Source organism: Fictibacillus barbaricus, assembly GCF_031457135.1.
Classification (GTDB): Bacteria; Bacillota; Bacilli; order Bacillales; family Fictibacillaceae; genus Fictibacillus; species Fictibacillus barbaricus_A.
In genome coordinates this window covers 593,506-617,111 of sequence record NZ_JAVDWA010000002.1, presented here as the reverse complement: position 1 = coordinate 617,111, position 23,606 = coordinate 593,506, and the positions used below count along the sequence as shown (strand labels likewise).

Sequence of the window (23,606 nt, the reverse complement as noted above, 5' to 3'; positions counted from 1 at the left end):
GATTTAGAAAGGAGAATTTTATGGAAACCTTGTACTGGGTATTTATTGCAATAGCTTTCATCATTAGTTTTATCGCTTTATTCTATCCCATTTTACCTGGCGTTTTATTTTTAGCTGCTGGTTTTCTTATTTATGGATTTGGTTTTAATTTTGATCCTTTTACTCCTTTGTTCATAATAATCCAAGCTCTGCTATTGATTAGTCTTTTTGTAATTGATTACGCTGGCAATGCATATGCGATAAAGAAAAAAGGAGGATCCAAAGCTGCAATATGGGGCAGTACTCTTGGTTTGATTATAGGTCCGTTTGTTATTCCTATTCCTGTAGCAAATATTCTTATCGGACCATTCTTAGGGGCAGTACTTGCTGAAATGGTTTTTCACAAAAAAGGATTAAAAGCATCTGTTTCAATCGGAATTGGTACAGTATTAGCATTTGTGGGTACAACTCTGATAAAAGTGATTACACAAGCACTTATGATTGGTTATTTTTATTATCAAGTTTTATAATCAGCCTTGCTTTAAACTTAGAGCCGTGCTATATTATTTTTGTTCCAAAAAAGTACATGTGTTCGTTTGGAAATGTTGTTGACATTGTTTGCGGATACATGCTATAGTAGTTCTTGTCCTTAATAAAGTGATTTCATTATTCCACAGTAGCTCAGTGGTAGAGCTATCGGCTGTTAACCGATCGGTCGTAGGTTCGAGTCCTACCTGTGGAGCCATTTTGGCGGTGTAGCTCAGCTGGCTAGAGCGTACGGTTCATACCCGTGAGGTCGTGGGTTCGACTCCCTCCGCCGCTACCAAAATGTTTTTTACCACGATGGCGGTCGTGGCGAAGTGGTTAACGCATCGGATTGTGGTTCCGACATTCGGGGGTTCGATTCCCCTCGTCCGCCCCATTTATTACTTACATAATTATTTCATGGACCCTTAGCTCAGTTGGTCAGAGCGGTCGGCTCATAACCGATTGGTCGTAGGTTCGAGTCCTACAGGGTCCACCAAAATCGAGGAGGTATACCCAAGTCCGGCTGAAGGGATCGGTCTTGAAAACCGACAGGGGTTTAACGACCCGCGGGGGTTCGAATCCCTCTACCTCCTCCATATTTTTTTGGCTCGATAGCTCAGTCGGTAGAGCAGAGGACTGAAAATCCTCGTGTCGGCGGTTCGATTCCGTCTCGAGCCACCATATATTACATACATTACCTTGCGATTTTGTCGTAAGGTTTTTTTCTATATAAAAAGGCAATTTACTTAATGCTGTTTTCTAAAATATTGTTGATTTTTAATCTTTTTTTTGTCATGTTTCACATTTGATGGGAGTGTAAGAGTGGAGACTCCTGCAGGACAGGCGGGCAGTCCGAAAAGCGAGTGCGGTTTGTTCAGCCCCGACGACAAGCAAAAGGGAAATGGGCTAAGAAGGCGTTGTTGTGAGACACTTATTATACGGGAAATGTACGAATGTGGCTCACCGCCTGCCCTGCGAAAGCAAGCAGCCTGGAACGAAATTAACTGCACTCAAAAGCGACAAAGAATACATAAACAATCATATAAAAAGGATCAGTGTTTAAGAATTGATGTTTTAGTGTAAATTTGATAAGGTAAAATTAATCATTTAAATCACTTTTTAAACAAGTAAGTTGACTAAATGGTTTCATGTTTCAAGGTTACCTTGAAATTGAACATAAATTCTACATATTATTAAGGAGGAAATGAACATGGCTAAATTTGAACTGCCTGCATTACCTTATGAAACAAACGCACTAGAACCGCATATTGACAAAGAGACAATGGAAATTCACCACGGACGTCATCACAAAACGTATGTTGACAATTTGAATGCTGCACTTGAAGGGAAAGCTGAATTTGAAAGCAAGGGTCTTGAGGATCTTCTTTCAAACTTAAACGCACTTCCACAAGATATTCAAAACGCTGTTCGAAACAATGGCGGCGGACATGCTAACCACAGCTTGTTCTGGGAAGTTATTGCTCCAGGCGGTGCAAATGCTCCTTCTGGTGAACTAGCTGATAAAATTAACAGCAAATTTGGAAGCCTTGATGCTTTTAAAGAAGAGTTTGCAAACGCTGGTAAAACAAGATTTGGATCTGGCTGGGCTTGGCTAGTTGTAAATAACGGAGAGCTTGAAGTGACAAGTACTCCAAACCAAGACAATCCGGTAATGGAAGGTAAGACACCAATCCTTGGATTGGATGTATGGGAGCATGCGTATTATTTGAAATACCAAAACAAACGCCCAGACTACATTAATGCTTTTTGGAATGTTGTAAACTGGGATGAAGTTGAAAAGCGTTACAACGAAGCTAAGTAAATTACTTAAAGCTGCTGGAAACCCCGGCAGCTTTTTTTATTTAGTTTTGTGCGTTAAAATACAATCACTAAATGAGTCAGCAACGTTTTAAATTCCTCTATCATGCACGCTAAACGTTTTTGCAAGTTTAAGGAGTATTTCGTCTAAAAGTATATTTCCATCTCCAAATGGGTTTTGAGATTGGATAACAAAGATATTTTTAGCTTGAAAATACCAAATATAATCTCCGTGATACCGTAGACAACCTTCATATAGTTGATAATCAGCTTCTCTAAGCGAAAAGATGATTGTTAATACATCCTCATTATAAATCCGATATTCAAACATGTAAGGTGACTCCTTTATACAATAAAAACCAATTAGTTAAAAAGTGAATAGCTCCTTTTATCTTGAAAGACACTAACCACGATATGTAAAGGGGCGAACAACATGATATTTAAAAAGTTCATGGAAAACGACCAGTACCCGAAAGATCTTTTCTTACTATTGCTAGTAGGTGGGCTGTTTACATTAAGTACTGCCTTATCCAATACATTTGTTAATATATTTTTATGGAAACAATCAGGTGAAATAACGGACATAGCGTTCTATAATTTAGCCATAGTAGTTATGCAGCCAATTGCTTTTAATTGGGCTGGCTGGCTGGCAAAAAAAGTGGATCGGGTAATTGTACTAAGGATAGGTGTATTTATTTTAGCTCTTTTTTATATTGGTATGCTTTTTATGGGCACATTAGCCAGCAGTTATTTACTGGCTTTAGGTGCTATACTTGGATTTGGATTAGGGTTTTATTGGTTAGCATTTAATGTCCTTACACTGGAAGTAACTGAACCTGAGACAAGGGATTTTTTTAATGGTTATTTAGGCGTTCTTAACTCCTTTTCAGGTATGCTGGGTCCATTAAGTGCTGGATTCATTATTACAAGAATGGACAAACAAATGGGATATGAAACCATTTTTAGTATTTCTATGATTTTATTTTTAGTGGCAGTGGTCATTAGTTTCTTTTTGCAGCGAAGGAAAGCAGATGGGCATTATGGTTTAAAAGAGGTTTTTCAAGAACGTAAAGTAAATCATGATTGGCAGCAGCTGTTACGCGCGCATTTATTCCAGGGTTTAAGAGAAGGGACTTTTTTATTTTTAATTGTTATTTGGGTCTACACAGCAACAAAGAGTGAATTTGCACTAGGAACTTTTGGATTTGTGCAGTCCATTGTTTCTTTTATCGGGTATTATGCTGTATCTCATTTTTTAAAACCGTGGCAGAGAAAACAAGCTATTTTTGCAGGGGGATTACTTTTATTTATTTCTCCGATAATGCTGCTGTTCCCTATATCCTTTTCACTTCTAATCATCTACGGCATTTCGGTTTCCGTAGCTTATCCCCTGCTGCTAGTCCCTTATGTTTCTATAACGTACGATATTATCGGTAAATGCCGGGGGATCTATGAGAAGAGAATTGAGTATATTGTTGTTAGAGAACTTTATTTAAATATCGGAAGAATTATATCGATACTTACATTCATAATAGTGGTTTCTTATTTTTCTGAAGAGCGCGGGATTCCCATGTTGCTGCCAGTCTTGGGTGCAGGTCATTTCTTTATTTATTTTTGTTTAAAGAAGGTTTCAGTACCTTCTAATCCGATTGATTCAGCAGCAGAATCCATTGAATTTGCTGAAACACAGCAAGATGGCAACAATTCAAACAAACAATAATTTATCTTTTGACATATCGGTCGTTTTAGAGATACTATTGTTATGTAAAAATAATAAGTTGTTAAACTTGAGGCACCTTTGTATGGGGTGTCTGTGCTGTTTTTTAAGGGAGATTTACAATATTATGAAAACTAATTCCACGAAAAAGAGAAATCATGTACCAATCAGAGTAAATGCCCTGTTTTTAACGGTGTTTTTTCTATTTTCTATCCTTGTGCTTCGTTTAGGATTCCTTCAAATTGTTAAAGGTGAAGAATATAAACGAAATGCCTATCTTACAGAGAATGTAACTACCAAATTAGATGCACCACGCGGAAAAATGTACGACTCACATTATCGAGTTGTTGTGGATAACGAACCTGTTTTTTCTATTACATATACTCGAACACGTGATGCGGATTCAGAAAAAAGGTTAGCTATTGCTAAAAAACTGGCACAATTAATTGATAAAGATACGTCTGAACTAACAGATAGAGATAGAAAAGATTACTACATTTTATTGCATCAAAAAGAAGTTGAAAAAAGAATTTCTTCAGCTGAAGAAAAAAATACTCCTCCAGAAAAACTTTATGACTTAATGTTAGCCAAAGTAACTCAAGAAGATATTTCTAGTTTTTCAAAGCAACAGCTTGAGGTATTGGCAATTAAAAGTGAAATGGATAGGGGTTATACATTATCGCCTCAGCGTATAAAGATTGGTGCTACTGAAAAAGAAATGGCTTTAATAAGTGAGCATTTACCAGATCTTCCCGGAGTTGATATAAAGCCGGATGCCGCAAGATCGTACCCTTTCGGAGATTCATTCCGTGATATGTTTGGCCAGGTAAAACAAATTCCTAAATTGAAAATGGATTTTTATACTTCAAGAGGGAACGACCGTAATGACATGGTAGGAACAAGTTTCCTTGAAGAACAGTATGAAGCACTGCTTCGTGGAACGAAATCAAAAATTAAATATATCACGGATAAAAAGGGCAACCCTGTCGGTGATCCAAAAGAAGAAAAGGGAGCTAGGGGAAGCGATTTAGTATTAACTGTGGATATGGATTTACAAAAGGAAGTTGAGCGAGTAGTAGAAGAAAAGCTGAAAGATGCTATTAAAGGCAAATATGCCTATGATAATAAAGAATTAAATAAAGCGTATATTGTCATGATGAATCCAAAAACGGGTGCAATCCTTTCTATGGCAGGTAAAGAATACGATCGTAAAACTGGGAAATTCAGCAGTATTCCATTCGGAAACATCTATCATTCCTATGAAATGGGTTCAACCGTTAAAGGTGCAACTGTGTTAACGGGACTTCAGCAAGGTGTAATTGATCCAAATTCAGTGATCGTTGATGCTCCCCTTGTTTTTGGTGATGGAGGGAAACTAAAATCACATAACAATATGGGCCCGGTTAATGCCGTTCAGGCATTAGAACAATCATCTAACGTTTTTATGTGGAATATTGCCATGCGTTTATCAGGATATGATTATCCACACAAACGCTTCAAAGAACATAAAGTAAATGAAGCCTTCCAGATCCTGCGAAACTCATACAGTGAGTTTGGGCTGGGAGTACCTACTGGTATAGACCTGCCTTCTGAGGCAACCGGATACAATACAGGGGTTAGTGATGCATTATCACAGGCGATGTACTTTGCCATCGGACAATTTGATACGTATACGCCAATGCAGATGGCTCAATACGTGTCTACTATAGCTAACGGCGGATTAAGAATGCAGCCGCATCTCCTAGAAGAAGTGAGAGAACCATCTGAAGATCCGAATAAATTAGGGAAACTGCTGTATCATTTTGAACCAAAAGTTTTAAACAAAATTGAAATGAAGGAAAGCTATCTGGATGTTGTTCATAAAGGTTTTTATGAAGTTATGCACGGAAGTAAAGGTACTGCTGCATGGGTGTTCAAAAATAAGGATTATAATCCAGCTGGTAAAACAGGTACCGCGGAAGTAGATAAAGCAACTGGACTAGTTAACAAAACGTTAATAGGCTATGCGCCTTATGATAATCCTGAAGTGGCATTTGCAGTTGTAGTTCCAAAGATTCGTGAAGGTTATACGAATCTCGAAATTGCAGAAGGAGCGATGGATGCCTATTTTAATAAGAAAAAAGAGGGCATCTCAACGGATTCAACAACTAAAAAGAATGAGAATCAAGTAGAGCCACGCTAATATTTAGCGTGGCTTTTTTGAATGGTTCTTATCTAAAGGTTCTTTTCTAAGAGCTCATTTCTAAAAGATTATTGCTGCAGAGAGGTTTTGAGGTTCTTCATTGTAAATAGCGGCAAAATTTACGGAAACATCCTCTTGAATAAAATGACCTGGCAAGCAAATGCTACTAAAGTAACATGTCTTAATAATTTCTTTACAATGCGTTAAAACCTAATTAATAATCTGAAGTTATTCTAAGTATTGTAAAAGAAATTAAGCATTAAGTAAAAAAAGATAGGAAGAATAACCTATCGAAAAATTAGGGGGACCTATCAATATGAAGAAAATGAAGTCGATTTACTTATTAGCTATAATGTCACTGCTTTTAGTTTTTGCAGCTGCTTGTGGAAACAAAAGCGACGAAGGGAAACCAGCAGGCGGCGGTTCAAAAGAAAAAGTCTCTGGCTCAATCGTTGTATCAGGTTCAAGTGCCATGCAGCCATTAGTTGCAGCAGCAGCTGAGCAGTTTATGGAAGAAAATCCTGAAGCTGATATTCAAGTTCAAGCTGGCGGCAGCGGTACAGGCCTAAGTCAAGTTTCTGAAGGTGCCGTACAAATTGGTAACTCTGATGTTTTCGCAGAAGAAAAAGAAGGTATTCCAGCAGATCAATTAAAGGATCATAAAATTGCAGTAGTAGGTATGACAGCTGCGGTAAACCCTGAAGTTGGAATTAAAGATATATCTAAAGAAGATTTAATCAAAGTATTTACTGGTAAGGTTAAAAACTGGAAAGAACTTGGCGGTAAGGATCAAAAGATCGCGTTAATTAATCGTCCAGACTCTTCTGGAACTCGTGCTACTTTTGTAAAATATGGTCTAGATGGTCAAACTCCTGCAGATGGAGCAGCGACAGAAGATTCTTCAAACACGGTAAAAAAATTAATAAAAGAAACTCCTGGAGCTATCGGCTACCTTGCATTCTCTTACTTTAATGATGATTCTGTAACACCTTTAAGTATTGATGGTGTTGAACCTAAAGATGAGAACGTTCAAAACGGTAAATTCCCAATTTGGGCTTATGAACATTCATATACTAAAGGTGAACCAAAAGATCTTACTAAAGCATTCTTAGAATATATGCAATCTAAAGAAATTCAGGATAAATTAGTTCCTGATCAAGGTTACATTGGAGAGAGCAAAATGAAAGTAGAACGGAATGCTGAAGGTAAAATTTCAGAAAAGTAAGAAAAATGTGATATATTATTTACAAAGATAGGTAACAGGGTAAATATTCGATCTGAATATTTACCCTGTTATGGTGTTTGTGGGAGGTACAGAAATGGACAATATTAATGGTTCTTCGGCTAGAGACCGGTTGCTTAAACGTTCAAACAAACTAGCTGTTAATATGGAAAGACGCGGTAAGTTTCTTGTATTATTTTCTGCATTAATCATTATTAGTGCCACTATAGCTATTACAATTTTTTTAGGAAGCAAAGGCTTGCAATCATTTATACAAAATGGTGTTAATGTCATTGACTTTTTAACAAGTACAAACTGGAATCCCACTGGAAGTGCTGAAAGTGGCGGACCCACATATGGTGCTGTTCCTTTTATTTTGGGTTCATTTGCTGTTACCTTTTTAGCTGCCCTTATAGCGGCACCACTAGGTATCGGCAGCGCAATCTTTATGACGGAAATTGCACCGTCTTGGGGAAGAAGAATATTGCAGCCGGTAATTGAATTATTGGTTGGTATACCTTCAGTTGTGTATGGTTTCATTGGTCTATCGGTTTTAGTTCCATTCATTAGAAATCATTTTGGGGGCAATGGGTTTAGTTTGCTGGCAGGAATGATCGTCTTATCCATTATGATTTTACCGACCGTGACGAGTATTGCAACGGATGCGATGAGTTCTTTGCCAAAAGGTTTGCGTGAATCTTCCTATGCTATCGGTGCTACACGGTGGCAAACAATCTGGAGAGTTTTAATTCCAGCAGCATCACCTACGTTATTAACTGCCATTGTTTTAGGTATGGCACGTGCATTTGGGGAAGCACTCGCAGTACAGATGGTTATCGGAAATGTTAGAGGTATTCCTAATTCCCTATTTGATCCAGCTGCAACATTAACTACAATTATTACTTTGAATATGGGTCATACAACCTTTGGAAGTGTGGATAATAATGTTTTATGGTCACTAGCCTTAATTTTATTGGCTATGTCTTTTGTGTTTATCATTATTATTCGTTATCTTTCTTCTAGGAGGCAGTTTTAATGAACAGTAAAGTTATGGATAAAATAGCAACAGCTATATTTATCTTAATTGCTATTATTATTACTTCAGTTCTTTTCGGCTTATTAGGATATATCATTTATCACGGATTTTCTAAGTTGACTCTTGATTTTTTAACATCTCCTTCGAGCTCTTTTAGAGAAGGCGGAGGTATTGGAAATCAACTATTTAATTCATTTTATATTTTATTCCTTACTATGCTTTTTACAATTCCGCTCGGTTTAGGCGGTGGAATTTATATGGCAGAGTACGCAAAGCCAGGTAAAATCACAAATATCATTCGTACTTGCATAGAAGTTTTAGCTTCATTGCCATCGATTGTAATTGGTATGTTTGGATTATTAATGTTTGTTAATTTAACAGGCTGGGGCTATTCCATTATTGGAGGAGCTTTGGCATTAACAGTATTTAACCTTCCCGTAATGGTAAGGGTATGTGAAGATGCAATCAGATCAGTACCGAAAGATCAAAAAGAGGCTAGTTTAGCTCTAGGTATTACTCATTGGTATACGATTAGAAAAGTATTACTGCCTTCAGCATTTCCTTCTATTTTGACTGGAGCCATATTGGCTTCTGGAAGAGTTTTTGGCGAAGCAGCGGCATTGCTTTTTACTGCAGGGCTAACAACTCCAAGACTTGATTTTGCAAATTGGAATCCATTAGATGCTAATTCACCATTAAATATATTTCGACCAGCAGAAACGCTGGCAGTTCATATTTGGGCAGTTAATACACAAGGGTTAATACCGGATGTTCGTGAAGTAGCTGATGGATCTTCAGCGGTGTTAATTATTGCTGTTTTAATTTTTAATTTATTGGCAAGATGGATCGGAAGTATTGTTCATAAGAAAATTACATCATCAAAATAATATTTGAGATAGGTGATTACATGAAAGTCTCAATTGGTACGAAAAACAGAATTGCTTTAAAAGAAACTGAAGACTATAAAGTAGCTTTGAAAGTTAAAGATTTAAACATCTATTATGGAGACAATCATGCTGTTAAAGATGTAAATATGGATATTAGACAGAATGCTGTAACGGCTTTGATTGGTCCATCAGGTTGCGGGAAATCGACATTTTTACGTTCGATCAATCGTATGAATGACTTAATTCCCATTGCGCGCAGCACAGGTGAAATTTTATATGAAGATGTAAACTTAGTCGGAAACGATATTAATATAGTCGCATTAAGAAAAGAGATAGGGATGGTATTCCAAAGACCAAATCCATTTCCAAAATCCATCTATAACAATATTACTCATGCACTAAAGTTTTATGGTATTAATTCGAAGAAAAAATTAGATCCCATTGTAGAAGAAAGCTTAAGGAAAGCTGCATTATGGGATGAGGTAAAAGATCGTTTGCACGATTCTGCTCTATCTTTATCAGGCGGTCAGCAGCAGCGCTTATGTATCGCGAGAACACTTGCAATGAAACCGAATATTCTTTTATTAGATGAACCTGCATCTGCGCTCGATCCGATATCAAATGCCAAGATAGAAGATTTGATCATTGAATTGAAAAAGGATTTTACGATTGTTATCGTTACTCATAACATGCATCAGGCATCCAGAATTTCTGATAATACGGCCTTTTTCTTAAATGGAGATCTTATTGAGATGGATAAAACGGACAAGATCTTTACTAATCCTTCAAAAAAGGAAACGGAAGATTATATTACTGGTCGTTTTGGATAGGGAGGTAATCATTTGAAGCAAGTGATTGATTCGAACAAGAAAGAGATTTTTAATATAAAAAAATTAAATCTTTGGTATGGGGAAGACATCGCATTAAAAGAAATAGATTTCCCTATTTATAATAATGAAATTACCGCTATCATCGGTCCGTCTGGATGTGGGAAATCAACCTTTATAAAAACATTAAATCTAATGGTTTCGATGGTTCCTACTGTTAGAATGTCGGGCGAAATCAATTTTGATGGAAAAAATATTCTTAGTAATAAAATGGACCTGGTTGATTTACGGAAAAAGGTAGGAATGGTATTTCAAAAGCCGAACCCATTTCCGAAAACAATCTATGAAAATGTAGCGTATGGACCAAGAGTACACGGAATAAAAAAGAAAGCTGAAATTGATGAGATTGTAGAGAAGAGATTAAAAGATGTTTTTTTATGGGATGAAGTTAAGGACAGGTTGAACACTTCTGCAATGGGATTATCTGGGGGGCAACAACAGCGCCTTTGTATAGCAAGAGCACTTGCAACAACACCAGATGTATTATTGATGGACGAACCTACATCAGCTCTAGATCCTATTTCAACTATAAAAATTGAAGAATTAGCCTTGGAACTAAAGAAGAAATTTTCAATTGTTATGGTTACACATAACATGCAGCAAGCAGCACGGATTTCTGATAAAACAGCTTTCTTTTTAATGGGTGAACTCATAGAGTATGCGGATACGTCTAAGATATTTTCTACACCGTCAGATAAAAGAACGGAAGATTATGTTACAGGTAAGTTTGGATAAACTAAAATTGGAGTGACATAAAATGGTCGTAAGAGAAAACTTTCAATCTCAATTAAATGAGCTAAAAGAATTATTAATTGAATTAGGATCTTTAACAGAAACCGCTCTAAAAGAGAGTGTAACTGCACTGAAACAGCAAGATTTAGAAAAAGCTTTGGAAATCATTGAAAACGATGCACGCATAAACGAACTAGAGGATGAAATTAATGATTTTGCAATTCTTCTTATAGCGAAACAAGCCCCTGTAGCTTCAGATTTGCGAAAAATTATTGCTGCTATTAAAATATCTGCTGATGTAGAAAGAATGGCTGATTTTGCTGTTAATATCGCGAAATCCACAATCAGAATTGGCGAAAAAGAATTCATAAAGCCATTAGAAGAACTTCCGAAAATGGCTGGGTTAGCGATTGATATGCTAACAAAAGCGATAAAAGCATATGTCGATGAAGATGTAGCACTTGCAAAAGATCTTTCTGAGATTGATGATGAAGTTGATGAGATGTATGGGAAAATCATTCAAGAGTTATTGAGCCTTATGACCAAGCATGAAGACAGCCTTCCACAAATTACACAATTGCTGTTTGTATGCAGATACATTGAGCGTACGGCTGATCATGCAACGAATATTGGTGAAAATGTGATCTATCTGGTAAAAGGAAAAAGATACGAATTAAATGATTAAAGATTCTTTTTAATAGTATAAAAAAAACCTAGAAAAAGAGCGGACACAATGGTCCGCTCTTTTTATGTAGTTTATGAACTTGTAATTTCTTTTGCGATCTCATCAAAAGTCATTTTGCTGTTTACCTGGTGAGTTTCTGCTCTCACTAGACCTTCGAGATTATGTGAACGTAAATACTTTAAAAACTCTTTACTGTCCTTAATAATTTTACCTTGCTGCAGCAAATCACATACTTCACCAGTACTCATCCCTTGAGTTATCGTTAAGTTCATCTCTGTTACTTTTTCTTCTTCCTTAACAACAGGTTCGGATTTTTTCTCTGCAGCAGCTGGTGTGCTTTTAGCGGCTTTTAATGACGTGTATTCATCTTCTGAGATTGCTAACTCGCCTTTTTCAGAAAGATATTGCTCTACTGTCTCATCGTTTAGTTCTGGATCGTTGTTGGAGCTGTTCATGTAATAAACTCCAGCTAATATTCCAGTAGAGATAATTATACCTGCTGAAAATCCGCGAAGGTTTTTGCTTGTCATACGTTTCCCCTCACAAATCTATTAATTCTTATCATTGATCATCATTTCGTCTTCTAATACTTTTATTTTTTTCTTAATTTGATAGACTTCTTTCATTAATTGAATCGAAAAATTTTCCAGCTGTGTTTCAACTGAAGTTTCACGATTTTTTCTAAAGGAAAGAATCAATAGAACAACTCCAATGATTAGTAATCCAAAGATGGCAAACTCCATAGTAACCTCCCTATAATTAAAGCTTTTCCCTCTACTTTTATAACATAGTATTGAATCCGGGTATAGGTTTTTTCGCAAAAGTACACATAAAATACGACAATTCGACTAATCTCTTCTCTATGATACTGATATAGGAAAATAAAAGGGTTTACGAAAGCAATTTTTGTATGATTTTGTCGTATTATCAGAATTATCAGTCGGAGCAAACGGTTTCAAAAACTTTACATAAACTGTTATCTCTTGCGGGATTTGGAAGCGTCAAATTTCGACTATTTTGACACATTGTTTAAAAAAATAGCGGGTGTTACGATTATTAAAAATGGTGGAATAAAAATATTTCTAAAGAATAACTGATGTAGATGAGGTGATTAATGTGATAGAAGAAATTGTGAAATTGAAGAGTAAAGGGCTCACTCTTCAAGAAATTGCTGAAAAGATGGAGATGTCTCTAGGCAAAGTGCAGTATCGCTGGAATAAATATAGAAAAGATCTTTTACCGGAAGTATCGGAATCATCTCAGGCTATTAAAACTACTGATGAAAAAAAGTGGGAGATGCCATTCGAGTATAAGGAATCCAGTATATGTTTAATGCCGATCTCTGCAACGCGAATTTACGTTTATTGGAGTTTTTCAGATGCCATAAAAAATATGGCAAAACAGCATTTTCGATCGGAATGGGAGAGCCTTCCGAGTGTGCTGAAAATATATGATGTAACAGATATTATTTTTTATGGACATAATGCACACCGAACGTTTGAAGTGGAACTCCCTCCAATGACAAACAATTGGTTTATTCACTCGCTCGAGCCAGACAGGACTTATATCGTGGATGCAGGGACTCGTACTTACGATGGCAGTTTTTTTACTTTGTTAAGATCTAATCCAGCTGAGACAGTTCCCTCTCATCATAGTGCAGCTTTTGATGAAAAAATAGAACGATGGAAACAGCAAAATGTTAGTCAGCCGGAATGGCTAGAAAATTTTTCGACTTATTCGTACTATCAAAAAATCAAATAGGAGAGGTACAGAATGAATAACGGGTATTTTTCATTGGTTTTACACGCTCACCTTCCTTATGTAAGGCATAAAGAAGCGAATCGATTAGAGGAAAGATGGGTTTATGAGGCAATGACAGAGACTTATATCCCGTTGCTTTGGGTTCTTGATGATCAGCCAGAATCTATATCTTGGACGATATCCTTTTCTCCTCCAGTACTTGAGCTGCTTAGTGATTCCGTCATACAAAAAAGATATTTAGAACATCTGGATCTTACTCTTAAATTGCTTCAAAAAGAGAAGAAACGGACTAAAAATAAACAAGAAGCAGAAGTAATCACGTTTTATGAAACGCGTTATCAAAGAATAATGGATACGTATCAGAAAACGAACTGTCAAATACTTAATGCGTTTAAATCCTTCATGGAGGAAGGAAAAGTATCCTGCATTACTTCATCCGCTACACATGCTTTTCTTCCTTATGCTGCAACCGAACAAGCCGTGAATGCACAAATCCTTGCTGGCATCAGGACGTTTGAAAAATATTTCGGGGAGACACCGACTGGATTCTGGCTGCCAGAATGTGCATATTCCCCAGGCATAGATAAGCTTTTATTTGATGCAGGGATTCGATACACCTTTGTAGACGAACAAACTTTATTATTGAGTAAACCTGAACCGAGTAAAGGAATAGACGCACCTGTTTATTCTCCGCATGGGGTGGCATTATTCCCAAGAAACCAATTCGTCTCAGAAACCATTTGGAACTCTTCGTTAGGCTATCCGGGTGATTATGATTACCGTGAATTTTATCGTGACGTAGCGTATGAAAGGGAACTTGAATATATTCAAGGGTTTATCCACCCTGAAGGTATTCGAATAGATACAGGTCTTAAATACTGGCGAATTACTGGAAAGACTGAAGAAAAAGATTGGTATAACAGAGAAAACGCATTGCACAAAATAAATCAGCATGCTTGGAATTTTAATCATCGACTCCTGGATTATTTACATAAGCATGAACAATCATTTCCTCCTACATTAATAACCGCACCTTTTGATGCAGAATTATTCGGACACTGGTGGTTTGAAGGTCCAGAGTTTTTAGCAAAAACAATGGAAGTTTCACTCGAGAATAACGTCAATTGGATTACACCTCAAGAATTTTTACACCGACATTATCAAGACCTTGAAACAGTACGACCCTCCTTCTCGACATGGGGAAGAAATGGAAGCGGTGAAGTATGGCTGAACGAAACAAATGCCTGGATGTATCGCCACCTTCATCACTGTGAAAAGAAATTGGTTGAAATAGCTGCTTATCTTTCAAATGAAAAAAACCCGAACAAGATTATGGAACGTTATGCAGACCAAATGGTAAGAGAGTGGATGCTTGCTGCGAGTTCGGATTGGGCATTTATTGTGGACCAAAATAGTGCAGCACAATATGCCAAAAATAGATTTCAAGAGCACATTGAAAGATTCCATTCATTATATGAATCTGTTAAAAATGCAGGGTATAACATTAATGAAATCATGGCTTATGAAAATGAGTATCCGTTTTTGAACATACCTTTATGGTCATATTTTCGTAGTCCTCATGATCAATATGTACAGCAAAAGTTTACAAATACAACTAGCAAAGGCAAGAAAATTTTAATGCTGTCATGGGAATTTCCCCCTATGGTAGTAGGCGGACTTTCAAGACATGTATATGACTTGTCTAGAAAACTTGCAGCATTTGGACACGAAGTTTATGTCATTACTTCATTTGTTGAAGGATATCCAGAATATGAAGTTAACAACGAAGTGCATGTCTATAGAGTTTTAGGAAAACAGCCAAATTTTGAGTCTTTCTTTCATTGGACCGGCAGCCTGAACATGGCTATGGCTGACCAAGCTTTGGAAGTATTCAAAAAAGTTGAATTTGATTGTATTCATGCGCACGATTGGCTCGTATCAGTGGCTGCACTTGCATTAAAAAAAGAATTAAACATTCCTTTAATCTCAACCATTCATGCTACAGAACATGGCAGGAACAACGGCATTACTTCTCCACTTCAATATGAAATCAATCAAAAAGAGTGGGAGTTAATGGATGGTTCTGACAAACTGATTGTTTGCAGTAATTATATGAAGCATGAACTTACAGATGTATTCAGTATCCCAGAAAGGAAAATAAGCATCTTACCCAACGGAATCGATCCACAATTGCTAGAGCTCAATCATGAAGAACAAATCGATCATGAAACTGAACATAAAAAAGAACTGCTTATTTTTTCAGTCGGCAGACTTGTAAAAGAAAAAGGATTCCAAACAATTGTTCAAGCCGCAGAACGATTAAAACAAAGAGAAGTTCCAGTGAAATTTGTGATTGCTGGGAAAGGTCCGTTTTATGGCGAACTAGCTGATTTAATAAAACGCAATCAAGTAGAAGACTATGTCCAACTCGCAGGCTTTGTAAGTGATGAGGAAAGAAATAAATGGCTGAATAAAGCGGATGCTGCTCTATTTCCGAGTCATTATGAACCATTTGGAATCGTTGCATTAGAGGGAATGGCAGCAGGTAAGCTTACAATCGTTTCAGACACGGGTGGTTTAAAAGAAATTATTGATCACGAAAAAACGGGTTTAAAAGTGTACCCCGATGATGCTCAAAGTATTGTTTGGGCGATTGAATTTATGCTTAACCATCCTGAAGAATGCAAACAGATTGCAAGATCAGGAGAAGAAACTGCGAAAACCGTATTCAGCTGGGACTCTATTGCTGAAAGAACTGCTCACTTATACGAACAAATCCACAACGAGAACAAAATAGTAGGAGGAGTGCTGTAATGAAAGGTGTAATCATGGCTGGTGGTAAAGGGACCCGACTAAGACCGCTTACGTGCAACATGCCAAAACCAATGGTGCCAATGCTTCATAGACCTGTGATGGAATATGGCATCGAGCTCCTGAAGAAGTTTGGAATTACAGACATTGCAGTTACCGTACATTATCTTCCGGATACCATAAAAAATTATTTTGGGGATGGAAGCGATTTTGGAGTGAATTTGCATTATTTTGTTGAAACATCACCGCTTGGAACAGCTGGTTCCATAAAAAATGCTGAAGATTTTTTAGATGAACGATTTATGGTAATCAGCGGAGATGCGTTAACAGATTTTAATTTAGAAAAGGGCATCCGTTTTCATGAGGAGAAAAACTCTTTGGCAACCATATTTATGAAGCAAGTAGAATCTCCGTTGGAATATGGCGTAATCATGACAAACCAAGAAGGAAAGATCATTAGATTTTTAGAAAAACCAAGCTGGAATGAAGTATTCAGCGATACAGTCAATACAGGGATTTATGTATTAGAGCCTGAAATCTTTTCTTATATCGAAAAGGATGTACCATTTGATTTCAGTAAAGATTTATTTCCTCTTTTAATGAAAGAAAACAGAAATTTGTTCGGCTATCAAGCAGAGGGGTATTGGTCAGATATCGGAAATCTTCAGCAATATCGCCAATCACATTATGACATGTTGAATGGCCTAGTGGACCTGCCTATTCCAGGTAGGGAACAAGAGCCAGGAGTGTGGGTAGGGGAAAACGTAACAATTGAAGACGATGTTACGATTGAAGGACCGGTAAGCATAGCAGATGGATCTGTAATTCGAAAAGGGGCTCATGTTGGAAAACTATCGGTAGTAGGAAAGAATAGTGTATTGTCCGCGGGCAGTTCATTGAAAAAGACAGTATTGTGGAATGATGTTTTTGTTGGGGATCAGTGTGAGCTTAGAGGGGCTACAATCGCTAATGGAACGAAAATTGAAAAAGATGCCTCCGTTTTTGAGCATGCCGTCGTTGGTAATCACTGCACGATCGGAAAGAAAGCTACTTTAAAGCCAGACGTAAAAATTTGGCCAGAAAAGGAAATATTTGATGAAGCTCTTGTGCATACCTCAATCGTATGGGGCAAAAAAGCAACAAAATCTTTATTTGGAAGCCGGGGTGTTTCAGGAATTGCGAATGTAGAAATTACACCGGATTACATCGCAAGGCTCGCTTCAGCATACGGAGCAGTTCTTCCGTATGGTTCTAAAATTCTGATTGCGAGTGATTCACACGATTTCTCAGTAATGATTAAACAGTCATTTATACAGGGTCTTCATTCATCCGGTATTCATACACTTGATATCAGTCCAACCGTTGCACCGGTTGTAAGATTCTCAATTGAGGATGAAATATTGCAAGGCGGTGTATATGTAAGGTTCTCGAATTTCACGGGTGAAAAGGAATTAATGATCGAATTCTATGATAGCAAAGGGCTGCCGATCCATTCTGACCTTGAACGGAAAATTGAGAATGCCTACTGGCAGGAAGATTACAGACGTGCTTCTTTTGATAGAATTGGAAAAGGTGCGGTACAACCGAACAAACACGAAAATTATATTACGGCGCTTTTAAATGAAATACAAGTAGAAAGAATTCAAAAAGCCAAGTTTCGTGTTGTAGTGAATTACAACCACCAGCCGTATTTAAATTTCATTCCCAACCTTTATAACCGGCTCAACTGTGAGATCTTAACCGCTCCTTACCAAACACAAGCTGAGGAGATGGCGTCTTTTGTAAAAGTAACGAACGCGAATATTGGTGTTTTAATTGGAGAATCGGGAGAGACGCTAAGGCTGATAACAGAGACTGGTGAAGTTCTGGATGAAGAAACAATGCTTGCATTATATGTATTTACATCATTCTTACATGGGAAACAAAAAGAGATGGCGGTTCCAGTGTATGGTTCTTCAGCTTTAGATTCAATCGCAGAAAGGCTTAACGGGAAGCTGATACGGACGAAAGCTAATCCAAGGTCAATTATGGAAGTGGGAGACGGAGTATTAAACTATCAATATGATGCTCAATACGCGTTTGTTCATATTCTTGAAGTAATGGCTATCGAACAAATCACTCTTTCTGAGCTGGTGAAGCTGCTGCCTGATGTTCACATGCTGAGGGAATATGTTGCTTGCCCAAAAGATAAAAAAGGCCGTGTCATGCGAAAGCTGATGGAGGATATTCGGGATAACAATGTAGAACTGCTTGATGGTATAAAAGTATTTCATCCTGAGGGGGGCTGGACACTTATTTTACCTGATGTAGAACAGCCTGTCTTTACGGTATATTCACAAAATAAAAATCCTGAAACAGCAAAAAAGTCAGCTCGGCAGTATATCGAAAAAATACAGTTGTATCAGCAGGTGTAAGAAATGCCAAGACATTTAGTGTTAGGAAACGGAAAGATTTTAATTAATCTCGATCAAAATTTACAGATGAGGGATATTTATTATCCGTATGTTGGGCAGCAAAATCACGTCCAAGGTCATGCCAATCGTTTAGGAGCCAGTATTAATGGCTCCTTTTCTTGGCTTTCTTCAAATGACTGGGTGATCAATCCTGGTTATCATAAAGATTCATTAGTAACCCTTTCGTTTGCAACGAATCACAAAGAAGGTATCACCTTGAAAATTGAAGATGCTGTTCATCAAAGAGAAGATATGTTTATGCGTCGAATCACAGTAATAAATGAAACGAGTGAAGAAAAGAAGATTAAACTGTTCTTTCACCAGGATCTTTCTATTTACGAAACAGAGGTAGGGGATACGGCTTACTATGATCCTGAAAGATCTGTGATCATTCATTACAAGAAAAACCGGTATTTTCTTTTTCATGGAATGTTTGACGGAAAGGGTATGAATCAATACACAACAGGTGTAAAACGGTTCTTAAGTGCAGAGGGAACTTGGAAAGATGCAGAAGATGGCTACTTGCATGTTAACCCCATCGCACAAGGATCTGTAGACAGTACGTTTTCTGTAGAAGGGATTGTACCGCCGCATCAGAGCAAAAACGTCTTTTATTCTTTAACAGTAGGAAGAAATAGGGAAGAGGTTTATTCATTATTTGATTATTTAATGGAAATTGGTCCATCCCTCACCCTCGATAAAATTGATGTGTACTGGCGCAGATGGGTCAATAAAACTAAGATTAATGCTTGCGACCTGTCTGCAGAATTGATGGATCTATACAATAGAAGTTTGTTAATCATTCGTACACAAACGAATGAGAATGGATATATCATAGCAGCGAACGATTCTGATATACAGCAATATAATCGGGACCATTACAGTTATATGTGGCCGAGAGACGGGGCGCTGATTGCAGCATCAGCAGCTAAAGCTGGGTTTCATGGAATGGTAAAAAACTTTTATAGACGCTGTGCAGAAGTATTAACAAAAGAAGGCTATCTTCATCATAAATATAATCCTGATGGCTCGATTGGTTCATCATGGCACCCAATGATCGATAAGGCAGGGGATAGGCAGCTGCCCATACAAGAAGACGAAACAGCTTTAGTATTATGGGCGTTTTGGGAACATTATAATGAAACTGGTGATATTGAATTCGCTCAATCGCTATACCGTTCTTTAGTCAGACCAAGTGCAAGGTTTTTACTGCAATACATGCACGCAGAACTTGATCTACCTCTTCCTTCTTACGATCTTTGGGAAGAAAGAAGAGGTATTTTTACCTTCACAGCAAGCAGCGTGTACGGCGGATTGATGGCAGCGTATAAATTTGCTACGCTTTTTGGCGAGGATGATCGTGCAGAGCGCTACAAAAAAGGTGCTGAAAGAGTGAAAGCGGGCATGGAGAAACATTTGTATGATGAAGATGCAGGAAGATTCCTAAGAGGCATCTATCTCCTAGATAATAACGCTTATAAAAAAGACTTTACAATGGAGTCAAGCATGTATGCCTTGTTTGCTTTTGGTGTTTTTTCGGCAGATGATGATCGGGTTGTACGAACCATGCATGAGATGGAAAAAGAATTGAGCGTTAAAACGAATGTTGGCGGATTAGCCAGATACACAAATGATTATTACTTTCAGCAGACACATGAAATCGATAAAGCACCGGGTAACCCTTGGCTAATATGTACGCTATGGCTTGCAAAGTGGTATATTCAATGTGCTAAATCGAAAGAGGATCTGAAAACTCCGCGTAAAATATTAGAATGGGTACACAAACACAGTTACTCAACTGGAGTTTTATCTGAACAGCTGCATCCGTTCACTGGAGAAGCACTTTCGGTTGCCCCGTTAACATGGTCTCATGCTACCTTTGTAGATGCAGTAAAGGAATACACAACTGTTTATGAGAAACTTTCATAAATCTCTCTTGCTCGTTACATTAGAATTTGTTATCATGTTAAAGTATGGTTTATTAGATGGAAAATGACTGTTAGTAACCATGAAAATGTACTTTGGTAAAGATTTGGAGGGAAACAACAATGCGTGTAAATATTACTTTAGCTTGTACTGAAACTGGTGATCGTAATTACATCACTACAAAAAACAAGCGTACAAATCCAGACCGTTTAGAGCTTAAAAAATACAGCCCACGTTTAAAGAAATACACAGTTCACCGTGAAACGAAGTAATTTCACAAAAAGACGCCTGTTCCCATGACATCATGTGGAATCAGGCGTTTTTTATTTACATAAATAAACGGTTGTTTTCTAATAGATTATTTTTTTCTCTTATTGTTCATTCTCTTCGTGCGATGTATTGCGGCCATTGCCTTCCTTGTTTTACGGGAAAAGAGGAACTGCGATATGTAAAAGCGTTTAAAAAAGTCTAATGAAGTGCCACTGGCGCTGAAAGCCCTGTAGCGGAAATTATCCACTTCTTTTTTAACAGGCTTGCCTTCTAAGTTATTATTGCTTTTGGTTAATGTTGTTCATTTTCTTCGTCGACAAGTTGATTGGAGTGCAAGGTGCGAGACTCCTGCAGGACAGGCGGGCAGTCCGAAAAGCGGAAGCGGTTTGTTCAGCCCCGACAAGCAAAAGCGAATGCGGTTTGATCAGCCCCGACAAGCAAAAGGGGAATGGGCTAAGAAGGCGCTTTTTGCCTTCGGGACCATTAAACTTTTGACCTCGAGGGGCTAACCGCTGCAGCTAGACAGGTGAGACACTTATACGTGAAACGTACGAATGTGGCTCACCGCCTGCCCTGCGGAAAGCGAGCACCCTGCAACGGAAATCAACCACTTTCAACAGCAACTAAAAATACGGAAACAGCCAAAATAAATAAACGGCTCAGGAAGAGTCTTAGGCTTTTATAAGAGAATATGAAATAATAAGATCAATGTAAGATAACAAACGAGGTGTTTACATATGACAAAATCCGAATGGCGAAAAAAAATTAAGCAAGTATTAGTATCGATCGAAGAAAAGGAAAGAAAAGAAAGAAGTTTGAAAATCGGTAACTTTTTATTTGAAACATCGCAATGGAGGAACAGTAAGGTCATTGGTATCACCGTATCGAGAAATTTTGAACTTGATACATCCATTATTATTGAAAAAGCTTGGATAGAAGGCAAAACAATCGGTGTACCAAAATGTTATAAAAAGAATTGGGAAATGGAATTTAGAGAGCTGCGTTCTTTAGATGAACTTGAAAATATTTATATGGATTTATTTGAACCAATCGTTGATAAAACGCAAGTGATAACGTCCGAACGTATAGATTTGTTAGTTGTTCCTGGTTTAGTATTTGACCGGTCTGGCTATCGAATTGGATATGGGGGAGGATATTATGACCGGTACCTAGCAAATTTTAATGGATCAACGGTAGCACTTGCATTTATGGATCAGATGGCCGAAAAGCTGCCATATGAAGAATATGATATTCCGGTTGAACAGATTATCACAGAAAAAGGGTTACTGTTATAGATGGATAGCTTCTTCATAGGCGGTATCATTTTTCTTTGTATCTTATCTGTTCATTATAGATTTCTCACGATAAAAGGAAGTATTACCGCTTTTTTTACAGGGTTATTTATTTTTTTATCTTTTGGGTGGAAGGGTCTTATCATTCTTGGTTTATTTTTTCTAACATCTTCCTTATTAACAAAATGGAAAAAAAAACAAAAACAAGATGGAGAAGCATGTGAAGAAGAAAGGTACGGAAGAACTGCAGGACAAGTTTTAGCAAATGGGGGAGTGGCTTTAGCTGCAGCTATTTTTCATTTATTTTTAAAAGATTCTGTTTGGCTTGTTGTTTTCGTTTCTGCTTTTGCTGCTGCAATGGCAGACACATGGGCTTCTGAAATTGGCATTTTATCAAAAAAGCAGCCTTTTCATATAAAGGAATGGAGAAAAGTTGATAAGGGTTTATCTGGTGCAGTTTCGTGGCTTGGTACATTTGCTGCGATTGCCGGTGCTGCAATTATCGGAACATCCTGCTATTACTTGTATCAATTAGAATCTGTTCATATGATCATTCTCATCATTTTTGCAGGCTTTATTGGAAATATGGCAGATACGTTCTTAGGAGCATGGTTTGAGCAGAGATTTTATTGTTCTGTTTGTAAAAAAGAAACGGAAGCTGCTTTTCATTGTAAAACGAAAACTGTAAAAGTTTACGGGTTTTCTTGGTTTACGAATAACATAGTGAATTTTCTTTGTACATTAATTGGAGGCATTATTGGAGGGGGCTTTTATTTATGGCTGATACACTGAGTGTTACAGGGATCGTCTTAGCAGGTGGTGCATCGAGACGATTTGGAAGTCCAAAGCCGCTTGCCCATTTTAAAGATCAGTCATTTATTGATTTATCAATTGAAACGCTAACGCCTGTTTCTGACTGTGTAATTGTAGTTACAAGAGATGAAATTTTGCAGAATCTAAAAAAAGTAAAATCTAAAACGATTAAAGACGTGTTATGGATTAAGGATGTCGAAAGGTTTAAGGGAAATGGTCCGTTAGCAGGAATATACAGTGCAATGGTCAGGAAAAAGGCAGATTATTACCTTGTTTCTCCATGTGATATGCCATTAATGAAAAGTGTAATGTATGAAAAATGGCTGACGTGGGCTCAAGAACATGAAAGTGATTGTGTAATACCTGTGATAAATGGAAAGGTATATCCTTTAAATGGAATTTATAAACATACTTGTATTCGAGAGGTTTTTGCCTGTTTAAGGACGAAAACATTTAAAGTTATGGAAGTTCTTGACCGTGTAAATACCACTTATGCTGATGTGGAGAAAAACGAAGAACCATTCTTTATAAATGTAAATACAAAAGAACAGCTAAATCTTTTGCATGGAACGTTGAACGAATAAAAAAGCCTCTAAGAAGAAAAAGT

At 37.4% G+C, this 23,606-nt stretch carries 21 protein-coding genes and 6 tRNA genes; 24 read left to right on the top strand and 3 right to left on the bottom strand.

The window, feature by feature from the left end:
* Nucleotides 1-20: 20 nt before the first annotated feature.
* The 8 genes from J2X07_RS08555 (at nucleotide 21) to J2X07_RS08520 (ending at nucleotide 2,329) form a co-directional block, all read left to right on the top strand.
* Nucleotides 21-509 carry a DUF456 domain-containing protein gene (locus J2X07_RS08555; protein WP_310258042.1) on the top strand — a complete coding sequence of 163 codons (489 nt, stop codon included), beginning with the start codon at nucleotides 21-23 and terminating at the stop codon, nucleotides 507-509.
* 140 nt (nucleotides 510-649) lie between these two features.
* Nucleotides 650-724, top strand: a tRNA-Asn gene (locus J2X07_RS08550).
* Nucleotides 725-728: 4 nt separating this feature from the next.
* A tRNA-Met gene (locus J2X07_RS08545) sits at nucleotides 729-805 on the top strand.
* Nucleotides 806-825: 20 nt separating this feature from the next.
* Nucleotides 826-901, top strand: a tRNA-His gene (locus J2X07_RS08540).
* A gap of 25 nt (nucleotides 902-926) precedes the next feature.
* Nucleotides 927-1,003: transfer RNA gene (locus J2X07_RS08535), tRNA-Ile, on the top strand.
* A 7-nt stretch (nucleotides 1,004-1,010) separates the two neighbouring features.
* Nucleotides 1,011-1,103: transfer RNA gene (locus J2X07_RS08530), tRNA-Ser, on the top strand.
* A gap of 9 nt (nucleotides 1,104-1,112) precedes the next feature.
* Nucleotides 1,113-1,188, top strand: a tRNA-Phe gene (locus J2X07_RS08525).
* Between the two features lie 529 nt (nucleotides 1,189-1,717).
* On the top strand, nucleotides 1,718-2,329 hold the full coding sequence (locus J2X07_RS08520) for a superoxide dismutase (RefSeq protein WP_310258041.1): 612 nt from the start codon (nucleotides 1,718-1,720) through the stop codon (nucleotides 2,327-2,329).
* An 87-nt stretch (nucleotides 2,330-2,416) separates the two neighbouring features.
* Here the strand turns inward: J2X07_RS08520 and J2X07_RS08515 are convergent, their stop codons facing one another.
* Nucleotides 2,417-2,656, bottom strand: coding sequence for a hypothetical protein (locus J2X07_RS08515; RefSeq protein WP_310258040.1), 240 nt, complete (start codon nucleotides 2,654-2,656; stop codon nucleotides 2,417-2,419).
* Between the two features lie 102 nt (nucleotides 2,657-2,758).
* Between J2X07_RS08515 and J2X07_RS08510 the strand changes: the two genes are divergently transcribed.
* From J2X07_RS08510 to phoU, 8 genes are all read left to right on the top strand, one after another.
* Complete coding sequence (locus J2X07_RS08510) at nucleotides 2,759-4,045, top strand: MFS transporter (protein WP_310258039.1); 1,287 nt, start codon at nucleotides 2,759-2,761, stop codon at nucleotides 4,043-4,045.
* A 124-nt stretch (nucleotides 4,046-4,169) separates the two neighbouring features.
* Nucleotides 4,170-6,224, top strand: a complete 2,055-nt coding sequence (locus J2X07_RS08505) for a penicillin-binding transpeptidase domain-containing protein (RefSeq protein WP_310258038.1) — start codon at nucleotides 4,170-4,172, stop codon at nucleotides 6,222-6,224.
* Nucleotides 6,225-6,540: 316 nt separating this feature from the next.
* The gene (locus tag J2X07_RS08500) at nucleotides 6,541-7,449 is read left to right on the top strand and encodes a phosphate ABC transporter substrate-binding protein (RefSeq protein WP_310258037.1); all 909 of its coding nucleotides are present in this window, start codon (nucleotides 6,541-6,543) and stop codon (nucleotides 7,447-7,449) included.
* A 163-nt stretch (nucleotides 7,450-7,612) separates the two neighbouring features.
* Complete coding sequence (pstC, locus tag J2X07_RS08495; RefSeq protein WP_396193898.1) at nucleotides 7,613-8,482, top strand: phosphate ABC transporter permease subunit PstC; 870 nt, start codon at nucleotides 7,613-7,615, stop codon at nucleotides 8,480-8,482.
* Entirely contained in the window at nucleotides 8,482-9,369 is an 888-nt protein-coding gene (gene pstA / locus J2X07_RS08490; RefSeq protein ID WP_310258035.1) for a phosphate ABC transporter permease PstA, read from the top strand. The genes pstC and pstA overlap by 1 nt, the downstream gene beginning before the upstream one ends.
* A 20-nt stretch (nucleotides 9,370-9,389) precedes the next feature.
* Nucleotides 9,390-10,199: a phosphate ABC transporter ATP-binding protein PstB gene (gene pstB / locus J2X07_RS08485; RefSeq protein ID WP_310258034.1), complete on the top strand. Its 810-nt coding sequence runs from the start codon at nucleotides 9,390-9,392 to the stop codon at nucleotides 10,197-10,199.
* Between the two features lie 12 nt (nucleotides 10,200-10,211).
* Nucleotides 10,212-10,991: a phosphate ABC transporter ATP-binding protein PstB gene (gene pstB, locus J2X07_RS08480; RefSeq protein ID WP_310258033.1), complete on the top strand. Its 780-nt coding sequence runs from the start codon at nucleotides 10,212-10,214 to the stop codon at nucleotides 10,989-10,991.
* A gap of 22 nt (nucleotides 10,992-11,013) precedes the next feature.
* Nucleotides 11,014-11,673, top strand: a complete 660-nt coding sequence (phoU, locus tag J2X07_RS08475; protein ID WP_310258032.1) for a phosphate signaling complex protein PhoU — start codon at nucleotides 11,014-11,016, stop codon at nucleotides 11,671-11,673.
* A gap of 71 nt (nucleotides 11,674-11,744) precedes the next feature.
* Here phoU and J2X07_RS08470 read toward each other — a convergent pair whose 3' ends face one another.
* Complete coding sequence (locus J2X07_RS08470; RefSeq protein WP_310258031.1) at nucleotides 11,745-12,203, bottom strand: hypothetical protein; 459 nt, start codon at nucleotides 12,201-12,203, stop codon at nucleotides 11,745-11,747.
* Nucleotides 12,204-12,224: 21 nt separating this feature from the next.
* On the bottom strand, nucleotides 12,225-12,416 hold the full coding sequence (locus J2X07_RS08465; RefSeq protein WP_310258030.1) for a hypothetical protein: 192 nt from the start codon (nucleotides 12,414-12,416) through the stop codon (nucleotides 12,225-12,227).
* A 373-nt stretch (nucleotides 12,417-12,789) separates the two neighbouring features.
* Between J2X07_RS08465 and J2X07_RS08460 the strand changes: the two genes are divergently transcribed.
* The 8 genes from J2X07_RS08460 to mobA all read left to right on the top strand — a co-directional run bounded on the left by J2X07_RS08460 (nucleotide 12,790) and on the right by mobA (nucleotide 23,583).
* A complete protein-coding gene (locus J2X07_RS08460; RefSeq protein ID WP_310258029.1) occupies nucleotides 12,790-13,434 on the top strand; it encodes a DUF4912 domain-containing protein in 645 nt (214 codons plus the stop codon).
* Between the two features lie 12 nt (nucleotides 13,435-13,446).
* A complete protein-coding gene (locus J2X07_RS08455) occupies nucleotides 13,447-16,248 on the top strand; it encodes a 1,4-alpha-glucan branching protein domain-containing protein (RefSeq protein WP_310258028.1) in 2,802 nt (933 codons plus the stop codon).
* Nucleotides 16,248-18,659: a sugar phosphate nucleotidyltransferase gene (locus J2X07_RS08450; RefSeq protein ID WP_310258027.1), complete on the top strand. Its 2,412-nt coding sequence runs from the start codon at nucleotides 16,248-16,250 to the stop codon at nucleotides 18,657-18,659. The genes J2X07_RS08455 and J2X07_RS08450 overlap by 1 nt, the downstream gene beginning before the upstream one ends.
* Before the next feature lie 3 nt (nucleotides 18,660-18,662).
* Entirely contained in the window at nucleotides 18,663-20,627 is a 1,965-nt protein-coding gene (locus J2X07_RS08445; RefSeq protein WP_310258026.1) for a glycoside hydrolase family 15 protein, read from the top strand.
* A 119-nt stretch (nucleotides 20,628-20,746) separates the two neighbouring features.
* Entirely contained in the window at nucleotides 20,747-20,896 is a 150-nt protein-coding gene (gene rpmG, locus J2X07_RS08440; protein WP_066242361.1) for a 50S ribosomal protein L33, read from the top strand.
* 735 nt (nucleotides 20,897-21,631) lie between these two features.
* The gene (locus tag J2X07_RS08435) at nucleotides 21,632-22,189 is read left to right on the top strand and encodes a 5-formyltetrahydrofolate cyclo-ligase (RefSeq protein WP_310258025.1); all 558 of its coding nucleotides are present in this window, start codon (nucleotides 21,632-21,634) and stop codon (nucleotides 22,187-22,189) included.
* Nucleotides 22,190-22,978 carry a DUF92 domain-containing protein gene (locus J2X07_RS08430; protein ID WP_310258024.1) on the top strand — a complete coding sequence of 263 codons (789 nt, stop codon included), beginning with the start codon at nucleotides 22,190-22,192 and terminating at the stop codon, nucleotides 22,976-22,978. It abuts the gene before it with no gap.
* Nucleotides 22,963-23,583 (top strand): molybdenum cofactor guanylyltransferase, encoded by a 621-nt coding sequence (gene mobA / locus J2X07_RS08425; protein WP_310258023.1) that lies wholly within the window; start codon nucleotides 22,963-22,965, stop codon nucleotides 23,581-23,583. The genes J2X07_RS08430 and mobA overlap by 16 nt, the downstream gene beginning before the upstream one ends.
* Nucleotides 23,584-23,606 lie beyond the last annotated feature (23 nt).